Annotated in this window: 11 protein-coding genes and 1 pseudogene; 3 read left to right on the top strand and 9 right to left on the bottom strand. The window is 58.1% G+C overall.

Annotation, left to right across the window (positions count from 1 at the left end):
* Window position 1 precedes the first annotated feature (1 nt).
* On the bottom strand, window positions 2-511 hold the full coding sequence (locus tag HCO70_RS04255) for a P27 family phage terminase small subunit (RefSeq protein ID WP_172293389.1): 510 nt from the start codon (window positions 509-511) through the stop codon (window positions 2-4).
* Window positions 512-830: 319 nt separating this feature from the next.
* Between HCO70_RS04255 and HCO70_RS04250 the strand changes: the two genes are divergently transcribed.
* Both HCO70_RS04250 and HCO70_RS04245 read left to right on the top strand, forming a co-directional pair.
* Window positions 831-1,577: a hypothetical protein gene (locus HCO70_RS04250; protein ID WP_172293387.1), complete on the top strand. Its 747-nt coding sequence runs from the start codon at window positions 831-833 to the stop codon at window positions 1,575-1,577.
* A 121-nt stretch (window positions 1,578-1,698) separates the two neighbouring features.
* Window positions 1,699-2,166 carry a hypothetical protein gene (locus tag HCO70_RS04245; RefSeq protein ID WP_216665257.1) on the top strand — a complete coding sequence of 156 codons (468 nt, stop codon included), beginning with the start codon at window positions 1,699-1,701 and terminating at the stop codon, window positions 2,164-2,166.
* Window positions 2,167-2,850: 684 nt separating this feature from the next.
* Here HCO70_RS04245 and HCO70_RS04240 read toward each other — a convergent pair.
* From HCO70_RS04240 to HCO70_RS04210, 7 genes and pseudogenes are all read right to left on the bottom strand, one after another.
* Window positions 2,851-4,101, bottom strand: a complete 1,251-nt coding sequence (locus tag HCO70_RS04240) for a hypothetical protein (RefSeq protein ID WP_172293384.1) — start codon at window positions 4,099-4,101, stop codon at window positions 2,851-2,853.
* Window positions 4,102-4,659: 558 nt separating this feature from the next.
* Window positions 4,660-7,242, bottom strand: coding sequence for a bifunctional DNA primase/polymerase (locus HCO70_RS04235; protein WP_172293382.1), 2,583 nt, complete (start codon window positions 7,240-7,242; stop codon window positions 4,660-4,662).
* A gap of 1,135 nt (window positions 7,243-8,377) precedes the next feature.
* Window positions 8,378-9,346: pseudogene (locus HCO70_RS04230) on the bottom strand (3-hydroxyacyl-CoA dehydrogenase NAD-binding domain-containing protein); the annotation flags it as partial.
* A gap of 2 nt (window positions 9,347-9,348) precedes the next feature.
* On the bottom strand, window positions 9,349-9,825 hold the full coding sequence (locus tag HCO70_RS04225; RefSeq protein ID WP_172293378.1) for a hypothetical protein: 477 nt from the start codon (window positions 9,823-9,825) through the stop codon (window positions 9,349-9,351).
* A 16-nt stretch (window positions 9,826-9,841) separates the two neighbouring features.
* The gene (locus tag HCO70_RS04220) at window positions 9,842-10,741 is read right to left on the bottom strand and encodes a 3-keto-5-aminohexanoate cleavage protein (protein ID WP_172293376.1); all 900 of its coding nucleotides are present in this window, start codon (window positions 10,739-10,741) and stop codon (window positions 9,842-9,844) included.
* A 59-nt stretch (window positions 10,742-10,800) separates the two neighbouring features.
* Window positions 10,801-12,108, bottom strand: coding sequence for a glycosyltransferase family 87 protein (locus HCO70_RS04215; RefSeq protein ID WP_172293374.1), 1,308 nt, complete (start codon window positions 12,106-12,108; stop codon window positions 10,801-10,803).
* A gap of 91 nt (window positions 12,109-12,199) precedes the next feature.
* Window positions 12,200-13,243: an aldo/keto reductase gene (locus HCO70_RS04210; RefSeq protein ID WP_172293372.1), complete on the bottom strand. Its 1,044-nt coding sequence runs from the start codon at window positions 13,241-13,243 to the stop codon at window positions 12,200-12,202.
* A 111-nt stretch (window positions 13,244-13,354) separates the two neighbouring features.
* Here HCO70_RS04210 and HCO70_RS04205 point away from each other — a divergent pair, with 111 nt between their 5' ends.
* Complete coding sequence (locus HCO70_RS04205) at window positions 13,355-13,963, top strand: ImuA family protein (RefSeq protein WP_172293370.1); 609 nt, start codon at window positions 13,355-13,357, stop codon at window positions 13,961-13,963.
* A 173-nt stretch (window positions 13,964-14,136) separates the two neighbouring features.
* On the opposite strand, the gene HCO70_RS04200 is transcribed toward HCO70_RS04205, so the two are convergent.
* Window positions 14,137-14,496 carry a hypothetical protein gene (locus tag HCO70_RS04200; RefSeq protein ID WP_216665256.1) on the bottom strand — a complete coding sequence of 120 codons (360 nt, stop codon included), beginning with the start codon at window positions 14,494-14,496 and terminating at the stop codon, window positions 14,137-14,139.
* Window positions 14,497-14,731: the final 235 nt, after the last annotated feature.

The raw sequence follows: 14,731 nt of genomic DNA, 5'->3' as shown, positions 1-14,731 counted from the left end.
GTTAGCTGGCGAGAAGTTGGATCATCTCTTGGTGTTTTTCTTCTTCATTGGCTTTTTCTTGTTCAGGGTGTTCGCCGCGCAGCTTCATAGCCTTTTCGAGACGTGCGAGGCGGCGTTGCGCGGACATGGTCGTAGCGCCCGAATTCAGACCAAGATCGCGGATCACCCCCCGCATCTGCGTCAACACCTTCGACTGTATTGCTAATCTTGGGTCTGGTTTTTCCCACCAGCCACTCCGCGTGTTGACGTCTTGAAACAGGTTGTTCTCGTCAATCTCCTGCTGGATGTTGAAGAACCTCGCAGACAAGACGCACAGCTGGGACAGCTGCAGAAGCGACGTTGGGCACAACCAATCCGCAGGTGCTTTTGATTTCACCAGAATGCGCCAGAATTTCTGTTGGTCCTCGTCCAGCCATTCAGGCGGATCGGGGTGTTCAGCATGGACATTCTCTTGGAGGAATTCCAATTCCTTCTGTCCGTCGCCAACACGATCTGAGTTAATGTCCTTCATCTAAGTCCATAACCTTTATCGTTTTCTTCACTAACCAACGGTTTTCTTGCAGCCCCCAGAGCGGTTCCGGCCCCCCGTCGCTCCGGAACTGATGATCCCCCCGGCCCACCGCACACCCCGGCGTGACGACGTTGTCGCGTGCCCACAACGCATTAGGGGATCAATTGGATTGTGCGATGGCGCCAATTCTTGGGAGGTTGCTTGTCCCTTTGGGCCTCCAATGGCACGGCGCCTTGAGCATCCGCGCCTAAGGTGGTGACAAACGCTATGTCTTTCCAAGATACTACTGGTACGTCCACAAGGTATGCGACGATAGTTCATGAAGATCGTGCTGAGCAGGAAGGGGTTTGACACTGGTGCCGGCGGAGCCCCGTCGCCGATTATCGACGGAAAGCCGATCAGCCTGCCTATACCGACAAGACATCGCTCCGAGACTACATATGCGGACCTCGGACTTTCGAAGATAGTTGAAACTGCGACCAAGTCGCGAATATCAGGCACCAGTCTTTGCCATCATGACCCCATGTTTGATCAGGGGCGGTGCGCCTTTGGCCAAACCGGAGCTGCGCAGTCCCACCTCGCGAACAACGCCGTTGGGATAGGAGATATCTTCCTGTTCTTTGGTTTGTTTGCAGAGCCCGATGGCAGCGACCGGCACCACCGTTTTTTTGGTTTTCTGGTGGTTGAGGAAACTGTTTCTCTGGGAGCGAATCCACGAGCAACTGATCAGCCGTCCGGCTTCGCAATGCGGCATCCACATACTCTTGGAGAATGGAACGCCAATAATACGCTTTATCTCGGTCGTGGAGGAACCGCCAACGAAGCGAGAGACGAGCAAAGGCTTTCATTGCCGGGAGGTGCTGTCAGTCGTTGGCGCGTCCCTACATGGCTGCACGAAGTTGGCCTGACTTACCACGCGCGCGCAGATCGTTGGGAGGCCCACGACAGGCTCAATGCCGTTGCGCGCGGGCAAGAATTCGTCGCGGACATAGGACAGCGCGATGACGCCTCTCGGTGGTGCGAAGATCTTACCTCGTCACTGAGCGGATTGGGCACAGATGGATAGCCTTCGCGTTGTCATAGTCATGCTCAGGCAACCTCGTCTCGATGATCCGAACGAGATGAGAACCGATCCCTTGTGGGAATTTGGCAGTTTCGGTTGCACTGGGTGCCATCGGAAAAACTTAATGAACCCCAAAAAACTCGCCGAACTTGACGGGACACGGTTCGCCTTTGCGCAGAACGGAGCATTAGGAGTGAAGCTTGTTCATGTCACGCCACCGATCCAAACGCTTCACCATGGCATTTTCGGTGAAGCTAAATGGGATCCGGCTGCAATGCCACTCAGCTACGCCAGTGCTCCAACGCTCGTGAACAATTTTGGCGTGACTGATGTGCCTGCCTTGATCGACGTTTTCAGCAACGCGCGGCGAGCGACTCCGGTCGCGAAATTCGCCAGCAAATTTCGGTCACGCAGGAAACCTTTGCCGGAGCACGTTGGACGAGAGTTGCTGAACGTCTATCATGAATTACGATCAAGTGATGCTTCCATAGCCGACAGCTATGTGGATGCGCTTCCGTATCCACCACCGCAGATCGATGCGGATCGAAAAATGACATATCGTCGTTTGATCGCTCGAGGCATCGGAACATGACCAGAGGCCAAATTACATGCTTCGAACATGAAATAGTGTTGAATAGGTTGGGCACCAGACGCGCAAAGGTTGCGAAATGCAGTCGGTCCGCCAAGGTCAGCGTTTTCGAAAACTGAAGGCTTACCGCTTTGGGTGGAAACCACCACGACCATGATATCGATACTTGCTCGATGGAACTGAATCTATAATGGCGAATTACCCAGTTACGCAAAGTATAAAAATGATAAAATATTCTCAGGAATTCCAATCCAATTCAAGAAGAAGTTCCATACAGCCTCTTTCCAAGTATACCAATGTATCCTCCAAAAAACGTTTCTATTACACCCAAGGATAACTTCAGCCTGTCTAGAGTGCTCACAGCAAGTGCGAACAAAGTAAAAATATACAATATTATGATGATGAGAATAACGGGAAGCGATACAGTGATCACTGTATACGTCAAACCTACTCTCCTTCCACGCGGCCCTCTTCCCCCGTCGTCTAACAATTTAACGAAGGCCAACATGGACGTCGTTGCAAGAACCGGGCTCGCCATAAGTACCAATTGGAAAAAGTCGGAATCTAGTATTTCACCCGCTCTAAAATACGGAACCACCAAAAAAGCGTAAAGAAAAATACCTACATGACCAAAAATAACAATTACAGTGATTAGATTCCTATGTGTGCGGCTATACATATTACGACTCAATCTCCTCGCTCTGCTTCGTTCCAGGGACATCTACCGAAATTATCTTTAAAAATAATTGATCTTTCCGGCTCAAGATAGTTCTCCACCGATAATGGCTCAACACTACATCGCCCTGAATATTCATTGGCAAAAAAATCCGACAATAGAAGAGCAATGATGCCTTCCTCGCCGGGACCCGATAAAATATTAAGAAAACTTTCATGCGGTGGATCTACATTGGGACGAGCTACGACACTTCCCGTATAGAGATCTTCGACCCAAATAATAATTGTGGTTTCATTTACAGACTGAGGGGAAATGTCGGCCACTGCTGCAAATACTTCAAATCGATCCCAATTGTTGTCCGCGCGTCGTGTAGCTCTCGACCAGGCGGTAACGGACAGCCGAGCGCTCACTGTGGCTCCCAGAAAAGGAGATTCGGCAACTCCAATAATATCTATTTTGTATCTTATGTCGCTTTCTCCTTGATTAGCCTCGAGAAAGGTTTTGACGCCTTCCTTTAAAAAATCTGCTAATTCCGACGAACTAATGTCGGAATCCTCCGAAATAACACTTTTCGGCAAGGTGAAGTTCGTTGCCTCCTCCGGGCCACAGCCGGAAAAGTATGAAACACTATGTACAGAGTTAATTTGTCTAACCAGCTGCGCTGCCCGCGCCTCTTCTCCAAGTGGAGTAGTCAAGTATATCTGCCCACCGCTACTCATAATGGTGAATTCGGAGATCTTCCCTCTTAATATGCTGTCAATTTCTGGAGTTATGTTTTCCGAATCTTCATTTAGAAAGACTTGCAACAACTGGGTTCTAACCGAACAACTGCCGTACGAAAATGTCAAAGATGCCTCGGAAAATGGACCGCTTCTCAACCTAAAAAAATTACTCGCCGTTTCAGATTTCCATATGATTTTGTCTCTTGTGATTTCCTTTTCATAGATGTTTGGCCTCAAAATGCCTTCTTCGTTAGGAAGGAACAATCGCATCTTTCCCTCTTCAAAATTCTCCCCGTATACATATCTGGCCTCTCCATTTATACCTTTCATCGGCAATATTGTGCCGCTTACATAATTTCCGTGAAAATCAAGAAGCAATCTCGCATGTCCATGGTAGTTCCAAACCACTTGACCTTCGTTGTACAGAAGATACTCTTCACAGTCTGCTGGAGTAGACAAAAGCGCTAGGGCGATAGGAATCAAAAAAACCTTGAGAATTCCGTGTTTTTCCTTGTGATTGCGCGAGTGTTCCTTTTGCAATCTGAGACTCCTCCAAATTATTGGTAGCTTTTAAATATCCTTAAAAATACCTGTCGGCTAAGCTTTCTAATTACCGGCTCTTTCAATGACGTCTTTTACTTTCCCCGATAGATAATATTTCACACGTGGGCATCTGTGTTCTGCGTAATTTCTCCAATTCATATCTCTCCTAGGATAGCGGGACATGCAAACGCTGCACAAGCTTTTTCTGTGCACTAGCTCAATTGCCGTTTTAACATAGACTTCGACTAGTGGTCTGTTAATTCCGTTTTAATGATGCTCGGAGTGCATCTTTCCCCAACGCATTTCCCCGTGGAACCCCGTGGAAGTCGGTGGAATTCACCCGGTTCGGAATTGATCAATGGCGGCGTTCGCCGTTTGTATGGCAAGCCCCCCGTTCCATGGGGTCCATGGGGACCATGGGGCCCAAAGACTTAGTATAATTGAATTCAGTAACTTACGGGTCTCCAAGCTCCCCGTGGATGGAATCTTCCATGGGGATTCCATGGGGAGGAGATACACCGGCATTCATGCAGCAACCCTGCAGAACTCTGCCTGTCACAGCGCGATATCGTCGGCCGTTCCTACGGTTTCAATGAAGAATATTGTCTTTTTACGTGATTTCAGATCGCGCCCGTCTTTGGTCCTTAGCCGTCCAACATTCGCGGACCCGATGAGCCGGGCTTTATGGTTCAGGTGCAATTGGCTCAGCCGCGCGCTGTGCCGTCGGTTTAGAGGAACGGAATCCTCAATGCCCAGAGCATCGCGAAGCTCCTCCTCAAACAGAGTTTCCAATTCCGCCCAGTAGTAACCGCCTCGGGCGGCAATCTCGTCCAGGTCTACTGTCTCACCCGTCTTGCCTTCTTCCCCATCGGCCATGGCCTCTCCATCGACACTGGCCGCATTCTCATAAACACCCCCTCGTGCCATCATCTCTAGCATCGCACTGAACAGGTTCGATCGCGGACCACTGTAGCCACCGCCTACACCACCTTCCATGTCATCCACAGCGAACAGTTCTGACACCTGAGAAGCTGTGCTCAGCGGGCCACCGACAACCTCCCACCACTCTGGAAACCGCATTCCTTTAGGCGCTTGTGCTGGCGGACACTCCAATATCTTGAGATACGCTCCAATGATCGCTGGTCGCTCGTCCTCGATGAACTGAAGGACACTCTCTACCCAATCCGCTGGCACTTCCTGGTTCCTCTCAAGATTGATGTCGAAGAACCTCGTCCGCGTATCTGGCGTACGATAGTAGTATCCGTTTCCTGTGATCACGGGAACGCCAGAGAACCGGACTTTGACGTTGTGCGAGCGACCCAGTTCGCGTGCTTCAAGGACACCATCTGTCATTAGCTTGTCCAACGAAGCCTGGCCGAACGCATGGCCGTTCGGCAGGTTGTCGAGAAACAACAGGTCGGGGTCAGTCCGAACAGTCGCCAACAACTGCTTGTCAAACTCCTCCGGCCGAGGACTGTAAGCATGCGTCGCGGGGAGATACGTCAACACCGTTCGGCTGAGATTCTGTACCAAAAAGGTCTTGAAGGAATTCGCCTCGCTCGCCCGAAAACCAAACCCCGGGCACTGTCCTGTCGTCAGCAGAAGACGTCGCACCATCAGCGTCAGCGGAAGTGCCAGCGCGCGGATCCGGTCCGCCTCGGAAACGAACGGGAACCCAACCAACATATGATCTCGAAGGAACTGGAGGGCCTCTTCTCCGGCTCCTTCGAACCTTGGCTCAACGGGATCGCATGCCCACCAAAGTTTCGTGCGCTCGTCGTAGCCCGTGTGCCCGCTCACAAGCCCATTTTTGGTCATCATCGGGTAGCGCGCAATCCCGAGGAGATCCTGCATGAACCGACCTGAGTTCCGGACGATGCCGTTCGTCAACCATACTGGGATCGGCTTTCTGACTTCCTCATCCCGGTTGATGCCGAAGGCATGAACCTCTTGCTCGATCTCGATTAATGCCAGGACTTCGTTAATTTCGGCTGGCACCAAAACGGCTTCGGGAACGCGCGTGCCATCATCGAGAAGATGGATCACGCCTGTGGAGTCGGACAATACCGTCACTGGACTCGATCCGAACCGAAACATTTTGCGCTTCGCGCTCAGGTGCTCGGAGACGGACCGGATGATTTCGCCGCGTCTGTGATCGCCGACGTTGATCCTAAGGAGGTCAATTCGGTCGGACCTCTGAATTGATCTGTCGCGGATTGTTTGCATGGCCTTTTGGGCGCATCTTCGGATGCTGGCGATGGCCTTCTCAGTGTGGCCATCTCTAGCCACCGTGCCGTGGTCGAAAATCTCGTAGATCAGCCAGACAAGTTCGTGATAACCGAAGCCGCCTCGTGCAAGCATCAGGGCAAGCGTGTAGTCCTTGCCTGACCTAGTCTGATCACCGTGCGCCTTTTCGCCCCTATGCCAAAGGGCTGACAGCGACTCGTCATTGAACAATAGCTCTTCAAGCCGCTCCGTGATCCGTCGCTGATCTTCCGCAGACGGCTGGCAGTAGTCGGGCGGATTTGCTCGCTTCTTCCCCGTACTTGATAGTTGCTGAAGTTCTTCGCACACCGCTTCAGGTAGATAAGCGGGCTCGCGGTCATCAATGACTTCGTATCGCCGGTCGTCAACACCACCTGCCCAGACGATGTAGCCGCCTTCGCCACGCGTATCCAAACCACGGGCCAAACTGCCACCAGTGCTTGGTAGATCGCAGAACTCTTTTGGAAGCCGGTAAATCCAGTGTTCGCCGCCGCTCATTGTGGAGTGTTTGCGGGTGGGGGGCAGATCGCGACTCTTGAGCCAATTGTCCGCTTCGTTGCCCTCTTTGTAGCTATCCAGGTCGAAGGCGAAAAGGCCGCTGCGCTCACCCATGGGAACGCCAATCGCACTAATCCGAGTTCTGCCTCTAAGTGACCCGACCGTGCTGCCCAAAGCGCCTGACCATCTGACCAGCGGCTTCTTTTCCCAGCGCTCCCTCATCCTGTTCCACGACAGGCCAACAGGGAACGCAGGTAGTTCGTCCTCCCTGTACATCTGCAGCGTCGTAGTGTCGCCGCCTCGCTGATCCTCAATGACGTGGGTATCCAGGTCTTCTCGTTCTCGACGGCGGATTTCATCATCATCCACGGGCATCCTCATCCTCCAGATTGACCGCCGAGACCTCGCGCGGTCGGTTTCAGACTTCTTAACCACCCCGCCGAAACGGCAGGAGGAACGATATCGTGCCAATGCGCTTGGGAATTTGGTTTTCGATTAATGACTTACCGACATCAAACTTCCGCTTTGAACTTCGCGAGCTAACAACCCATCCCAGAAACAATTAACGTTCGCTAATGCGCCAGCGCCGCGCGATAATTGGGTACAGCGGGTTCGCTATCCGCTGTTCCAATACTCTGCAGCTATCGAACGCTCCCAGTTTGGGGGCGTTCGTTCTTTGCGTGAGACAATGTTTGGGGCTCCCCCAATATCTCTGCCAGCCGCGCTATGCCCGGACCACCTTGCCATCTGGTGCAGTTCGCTAAGCTGCACGGCAAACCGTCTCGGCCGCTCTAACGCGCAACTCCCAAGGGAGTTACCGCCATTATCGCCCGAAACGGACGCAGACGCCCGCAGTATTGGGGAATGCTATGGGCCGGTGCCTGCCCCCGAGCTTTGATCTTCTATTTGAGCAACTTGCAGCTTCATCGTCCGAGCACCGGGAGTGCCAAGAACTGTAGGTGCGTCTTCGATTAAAGACTTGCAGATTTCATCGGCTGATACTGTACTATAGCGCCTCTTTCCAGCTATCAGCTTCGACTCAAGCGGCATTCTTTCGACGCTGCGAGGCGTAACATCGAAGAACCGCTTCGTAATGTATCGGGCGATTTGTGGTTTCGAGTACCAGCGTTCACGCATCATTCGTCTCCATTGGATCAATCAGAGAGGGGTGGACCCACGTAACCCGATGAGACAAGGGGCAGATTTGATCGGCGGCCTGCGATCCGCCAACGAGTCTTTCGACCCGCCTCTGCATCGACCATCCGAAGATGCGCTACGCATTTCATCCCAAGGATAGGCCGATCATAAGACCACGGTCAACTTCGAAGAATTGCCCGTGAATTGCCCACACCAGCACTACGACACTGGCCAATTCACTAGAAATCAGCGCTTTTACAGAGCCTTATCGGAAACTGCATTTTCGGGGACCGAGGGGACAGCGTCCCCCCGCGGGTCGGATCGCGCAAGCGATCCGAAGCCGCTCCGAGGGATGCGCCTAGGCGTCCTCCCCGCGCAGCCGGGCGTCCTGTTCCTTCAGCACCTGCCCGGCGCCCCAGCCCTGACCTTTCAGCGCCTTCAGGATCGCCACGAGATTGCCGTCGCGGATCCGCTCCAGCTCTGAGATTTCATGGGCCCCGGACTGGGCGTCCGACTGCGATGCGATCGTGTCGATCAGTTCGTCGTCCAGATCGGGCACGTCCGTCAGTTTCGTCCACGGCCACTGCAGCGCCGGACCGAACTGGTGCAGGAAATGCCGCATCCCCGCCTCGCCACCGCCGAGCCGGTAGGTCTCGAACAGGCCCATCTGCGCCCAGCGCAGGCCAAAGCCCATGCGGATCGCGTTGTCGATATCCTCGGTCGTCGCGATGCCGTCCTTCACGAGCCACAGCGCCTCGCGCCAGACCGCCTCGAGCAGCCGGTCGGCGATATGGGCGTCGATCTCCTTGGCAAGCCGCAGCGGGAACATCCCGATCCCGCGCAGGATCTCCTCGGCCCGGTCGAGCGTCTCCGGCGGGTTGGCGGCGCTGCCCACGATCTCGACCGCAGGCAGCAGGTAGACCGGCACGAAGGGATGCGCTACGATGATTTGGTCGGCGCGGTGCGAGATCGCCTGAAGGTCCGAGGGCTTGAACCCCGAGGTGGAGGAGCCGATGATCGCGTCCTCGCCGCAATGGGACTGAAGGCGCTGATACAGCGTCTGTTTCAGCTCCAGCCGCTCCGGCACGCTTTCCTGGATCCACCGGGCGCCGGCGACCGCTTCGGACATGGTGCCCGAAAAGATGACCTCGCCTTCCGGCGGCAGCGGTGCGTCGATTACCGCGGGCAGCGATGCGCGGGCATTTTCGAGGACCTGATTCACCTTGCGCGGTGCGTCCGGGTCCGGGTCGAAGACGCGGACCTGCCAGCCCATCAGTGCGAAGCGCGCGGCCCAGCCGCCGCCGATCACGCCCCCGCCGACTATGGCTGCCTTCTTTTCCATTCTTACTCCAGACAGATGGTCTGCCGGGTGCCATTGTCGGTCAGGACCTCGTGGCAGCCGTAGAGCGGGGTGAAGGGCGCGCAGGTGCCCGAGCGCGCAAGGCAGTAGCCCTCGCATTGCGTGGCCCTGGTACAGGCCTTGTTGCCGTCGCGCGTGGTGCTGACGCAGACATGGGCGCCGGAGGAACCCGCGGCGGACCATTTGCCGCCCTTCGCCTCGCAGATCACCCGTTCGCTGTCGAGCGCATCGGTATTCGAGGGGTCGAGGTCGATGCGGGCGGGCCGCGCCGCCGGGGCGGGCGATGTCGTTTCGGTCGCGACGGGTTCGGCGGTTTCTGCGGCGGGGTCGGTTTCGATCACCACTTCGGGCGCTGCTGCACTGCCCTTCATGCTGTCAGGCAGGCTGTCGCCTATGTTGAACCCGCCACAGGATGCGGTCAGCAGGAACAGGGCGATGGGGATGAGGAAACGGAAATGCATCTGCGTCGGCCTCCCTTTAAGGCTTTTTCAGCCCCAGTCTGTCGCGGGTCTCTTGGGGTCCGATGACCCGCGCGCCGAGGCTTTCGATGATGGTCAACGCACGATCCACCAGTTGTGCGTTGGTCGCAAGCTGTCCCTTGCCCAGCATCAGGTTATCCTCGAGCCCGACGCGCACATTGCCGCCCGCCAGAACCGAGGCCGCAACGTATGGCATCTGGTTCCGGCCCAGCGAAAAGGCCGAGAAAGTCCAGTGATCCGGGACGTTGTTCAGCATCGCGAGAAACGTGTTCATGTCGTCCGGCGCGCCCCAGGGAACGCCCATGCACAGCTGCACCAGCGCCGGATCTTTCAGGATTCCATCCGCGACGAGTTGCTTCGCGTACCACAGGTGACCGGTGTCGAAAGCCTCGATCTCCGGCTTCACGCCGAGATCGGTCATGATCTGTCCCATAGCGCGCAGCATGCCGGGCGTGTTGACCATCACGTAGTCGGCCTCGGCGAAATTCATCGTGCCGCAGTCGAGCGTACAGATCTCCGGCAGGCAGTCGCGGATATGGGCGGTGCGCGCCTCGGCGCCGATCATGTCGGTGCCCGCGCCGGGCGGAAGCGGCCGATCGGAAGACCCCAGCACGAGGTCGCCGCCCATGCCGGCGGTCAGGTTCAGGATCACGTCCGTGTCCGAGGCGCGGATCAGGTCGGTCACCTCACGGTACAGTTCCAGCCGCCGTGACGGTGCGCCGGTGTCGGGTTCGCGCACGTGGCAGTGAACGATCGCTGCACCGGCCTTCGCCGCGTCGATGGCGCTTTCGGCGATCTCCTTTGGTGAGCGGGGAACATGCGGCGACCGGTCCTGCGTCGCGCCCGAACCGGTCACGGCGCAGGTGATGAAGACGTCCCGGTTCATGGTCAGCGGCATGGGCCCCTCCGTTCCCCGCCACAAGGGGGGGATTCGGGAAGCCGTGCAAGCCGGCCGTCTCAGGCAGCGGCGAGGGTATCCGCGACTGTGGCATTGCTGCGCGTCTGGCCCTGCCGTGCGCAACCTGCGGCGGTGATCGCGAAGAGCGTCAGCATGGTCAGCGTGCCAATTGCGGCGCGGGCAAAGTCGCCCGGAATGGTCAGGGCCACCCCCAGCATCACCGGCCAGCTGGCGACCACGAGGAAGGCGGCGATGGTCCACCCGGCCAGCCGAACCGGCAGCAGTCCGATAAGCGACGGCAGAAGGAACAGGGGCAACAGGTAGTAGTGCGCCCAGCCCAGCGGCCCGAACAAGGCCAGGAGCATCGACAGCAGGAACAGACGCGCGACCAGCCGCTTGTCCGACGGCAGGGCGGCGGTGGCGCGCACCATCCACACCAGCGCGGCCAGCAGCAGCGCCTTGCTGACCACCGTCATCAGGAACGGCGTTTCGAGCAGTCGGATACCACGCTGCCACGGATCGAAGGCGGGCGTGAAGCCCAGCGCCGAACTGATCGCCTGCAGCAGGACCTCGATGTTATAGGTCACGGCCGTGATGTGGATGCCCTGCCCCGCCGCCATCAGGCTGTCGAGATAGGCGAAATGCAGGTCCGGACCGGCGATGATCAGGCTCAGACCGGCAAGCAGCAGTCCGACGACCGCAAACGCGCCAAGCGCGCGCCAGTTGCGGTCGAGCAGGAAGATCAGCGCCAATCCCGCCGGCGTCAGCTTCAGCGCCGCGGCGAATGCAAGGCATATTCCCGCCGCAACCGGTTTGCCCGCCCCGTACCGCTCGAAGGCCACGAGGCACAGGAAGGCCACCACGATCTGCGGCTGCAGTTGCGCCAGCGCGATATAGGCGGTGACGGAGGTCGCCAGCGCCACGGTGCTCAGCGCCGTCCACCCCCAGAGCGGAATGGCCCAGCGCCGCGCCAGGCGCCATGCGACGAAGACCGACGCCACCATGAGCCCGACAAGCACCACGTCGAAGACCCGGAAAAAAGTGAGCGGGTCAGTCGCGCCCGCAATCGGCGACAGGACTGCCGCCCAGAGCGGCGCATAGACGTAGGGCAGGACCTCGTTGCCATAGAGGCCGACCTGCTCCAGCGGTTCCATCCAGTCCGGCGGCGTACCGCCGAAGAAATAGTCCGGCGTCGCATAGATCAGGTCGTAGAGACCGTGCGCGTAAAGCCAGCCTGACATGTAGAACCCTGACATGTCCGGGGGATGCGGCGTCCACATGAAGAGGATGGCGAAACGCGCCAGCGCCGCCAGGAAGATCAGGGCGACGACCAGCCGCGCCTTGGATTGTCTGCCTTCCGTCGTCATGCACTCTGCCCCGCGGCCTGCCCGGACGGCGGTTTTCCCCGCCTGTTCGCGCCGGATTAACCGAAAATTCGGGCGAGAGTTTGGCGCAGGGTCAGTAGGGCATCGGATGCGCCTTGTTGACGGCGTCGATCGCTTCCAGCGCCTGGTCGGACAGTTCGATCGCGTCTGCCGTCATCGCGATTTCCAAGTGTTCCGGCTTCGAGGCGCCGAAGATCGGCGCGGCCACGAAATGCCGGGTCAGAGTCCATGCGAGCGCCATGGCGGACGGATCGAGACCGTGATCCCTGGCGATCTTGATATAGGCGTCGACCGCGGGCCAGACCTTGGGATTGATGCGGCCGTTCAGCGTGGCCTCGACGGCGCGGCGGGTGTCGGGCGGTGTCACGTCGCCGTTATACTTGCCGGACACCAGCCCCATGCCGAGCGGTGAGAACGGCAGGACGGGTATGTTCTCAGCCACGCAGACCTCTGACAGGTCGGTGTCCGCGGTGCGGCACAGCAGCGAATACTCGTTCTGGATGGTGATCGGGCGCGGCAGCCCGTTCTCGTCAGCCAGGCGCAGCCATTGCGCGGTGCCCCAGGCGGTCTCGTTCGAGAGGCCCCAGTAACGGATCTTGCCGGCCTCGATCAGCTTCTGCATGCCGCCCATCACGTCGAGCATGTGATCGGCGACGGCCGCCTTGTCGACACTGGCCTGGTTGAACCGCCAGTTGGCGCGCATGTGGTATTGCGGGCGGGTCGGAAAATGCAGCTGGTAAAGGTCGATCACGTCGGTCTGCAGCCGCTTCAGCGAGCCGTCTGCCGTCTTCGGCAGAACCGCGCCGCTATAACCCTCGCCGCCGCGTGCGACCTTCTGGTTCGGACCGGACACCTTTGTGGCAAGAACCATCCTGTCGCGATTGCCTGTCTTGGCGAACCAGGTGCCGATGATCTCTTCGGTGCGGCCGACGGTTTCGGCGCTGATCGGATAGGTCGGATAGACCTCTGCCGTGTCGATGAAGGTGATGCCGCCGGCAAGCGCCTGGTCGAGTTGGGCGTGACCCTCGGCTTCGGTGTTGCGGCTGCCCCAGCCCATGGTGCCAAGGCAGAGGCGCGAGACCTCGAGGTCGCTTGCGCCGAGTTTGATCGTCTTCATGGCTGTCCCCCTGTTCGTCGTTGCCGGAAAGCTAACCTGTGTACCACCGGGGGCAAGAGCGGATTGCCCTGCGGTATTGGAGAACGAAAAGCGAACATCTATATTGGCTGCATGAATCATCCGCTGCTGTCACGCCAAAGCCAACGCGACCGCCCCGCCCTGTCCTTCCTGGACGAGCTGGCGCTGCCGATGGCCCGCGCGCACGAGGTCTGCGGCGACGCGCGGCGCACGCTGGCCTCGGTCGTCGCGGCGCGGCTGGAGGGGCCGGTGCTCTGGATCGTGCCCAGCTGGATGCCGGAACGGCTGAATCCCGAAGCGGCGCTCCACCTGTTCGATCCGGCGCGGCTGATCTTCCTCGAACCGGTGCGCGAGGAGGATGTGCTGTGGTGCATGGAGGAAGTTCTGCGCGCCGGCGTGGTACCGCTGGTGGTGGCGGACCTGCCGGCGGTGCCGGGGCTGACCTCGGTCCGGCGGCTGCACCTGGCCGCCGAAACCGGGGCAGAGGAACACGGCACGCATCCGCTGGGCCTGCTGCTGACGCCGGGCGACGGCGGCGCGCCGGGGGTGGAAACGCGGTGGCAGATGTGCTCGGACCACGGCGCGGGGCGGCGCGGCTGGCTGCTGCACCGCCGGAGGGCGCGGACAGCCCCGATGAAAACCTGGCGGGTGACGCGGGAAAACGGCAGCTTCCGGGCCCATGCCGCCGCAATGGCGGAATGACCCTGTAACAAAAAACAGCCCGGTCCGCCGAAAATACTCAGCGAACCGGGCCAGATGCTCCCCCTTAGGGTAATCAGGAGGAGCGCGCCGAAAAACGATTGGCTAATGAAAATAGATGGGGTGAAAGTCTTTCGTAAAAAGGCTCAGGTAAAACGGTAACGTACTGAAACGGCTTATTTAATCACGTGCCAGACACCACCGACGCCGTCGCCGTTGACGTCACCGGCCTTGCGGTCGCCGGCCCAGTAGTAAAGCGGCATGCCGTTAACGGCCCACTGCTGCGCCCCGTCCTTGCGGGTCACCAGGGAGAACGGGCCTTCGGCCGCGGCGCCAGCCTGGGCGATGAACGGGGGCCAGCTTTGCGCGCAGCCGCCATAGCAGTTGCTGGTGCCAGCGGTATCATTGTCGAAGGTGTAGAGCGTCATACCCTTGAGGTCGGTCATCACGCCGCCGGCCATGCCGGCAGGCGCCGCGGCGGCAACGCCGGCGACCAGGGAAAGAGCAGCTGCGGTAACAAAGGTCTTCATCGTCATCAAAACGATCTCCTGAATATATGACCGGCCGGAATGGCCGGGGATTGTCGGAAGCAGCGGCAGGGAGGGCGCGGCCGGGTCGTAACGGACTTGGACCCGACCGCATGCAGAGTGCTGCTGCGAGGCGGCATGTCGGACACAACCGTTGTAACCACCGTTGTAATGCGGGTGGTAAAGCCGGTTCGGGAGCGTTGTTTTTTCCAAGCGGTCAAATTTTTCCCACATTTCCCGAACC

The organism is Pseudoruegeria sp. HB172150, assembly GCF_013184805.1.
GTDB lineage: Bacteria > Pseudomonadota > Alphaproteobacteria > Rhodobacterales > Rhodobacteraceae > Psychromarinibacter.
Note: the sequence above shows the minus strand (reverse complement) of the source record. Positions and strands in the feature narration are given on the sequence as shown.

Coding starts and splice junctions, on each gene's coding strand:
- HCO70_RS04255 (WP_172293389.1), bottom strand. CDS start 511: ATGAAGGACATTAACTCAGATCGTGTTGGCGACGGACAGAAGGAATTG.
- HCO70_RS04250 (WP_172293387.1), top strand. CDS start 831: ATGAAGATCGTGCTGAGCAGGAAGGGGTTTGACACTGGTGCCGGCGGA.
- HCO70_RS04245 (WP_216665257.1), top strand. CDS start 1,699: ATGAACCCCAAAAAACTCGCCGAACTTGACGGGACACGGTTCGCCTTT.
- HCO70_RS04235 (WP_172293382.1), bottom strand. CDS start 7,242: ATGCCCGTGGATGATGATGAAATCCGCCGTCGAGAACGAGAAGACCTG.
- HCO70_RS04225 (WP_172293378.1), bottom strand. CDS start 9,825: ATGCATTTCCGTTTCCTCATCCCCATCGCCCTGTTCCTGCTGACCGCA.
- HCO70_RS04220 (WP_172293376.1), bottom strand. CDS start 10,741: ATGCCGCTGACCATGAACCGGGACGTCTTCATCACCTGCGCCGTGACC.
- HCO70_RS04215 (WP_172293374.1), bottom strand. CDS start 12,108: ATGACGACGGAAGGCAGACAATCCAAGGCGCGGCTGGTCGTCGCCCTG.
- HCO70_RS04210 (WP_172293372.1), bottom strand. CDS start 13,243: ATGAAGACGATCAAACTCGGCGCAAGCGACCTCGAGGTCTCGCGCCTC.
- HCO70_RS04205 (WP_172293370.1), top strand. CDS start 13,355: ATGAATCATCCGCTGCTGTCACGCCAAAGCCAACGCGACCGCCCCGCC.
- HCO70_RS04200 (WP_216665256.1), bottom strand. CDS start 14,496: ATGACGATGAAGACCTTTGTTACCGCAGCTGCTCTTTCCCTGGTCGCC.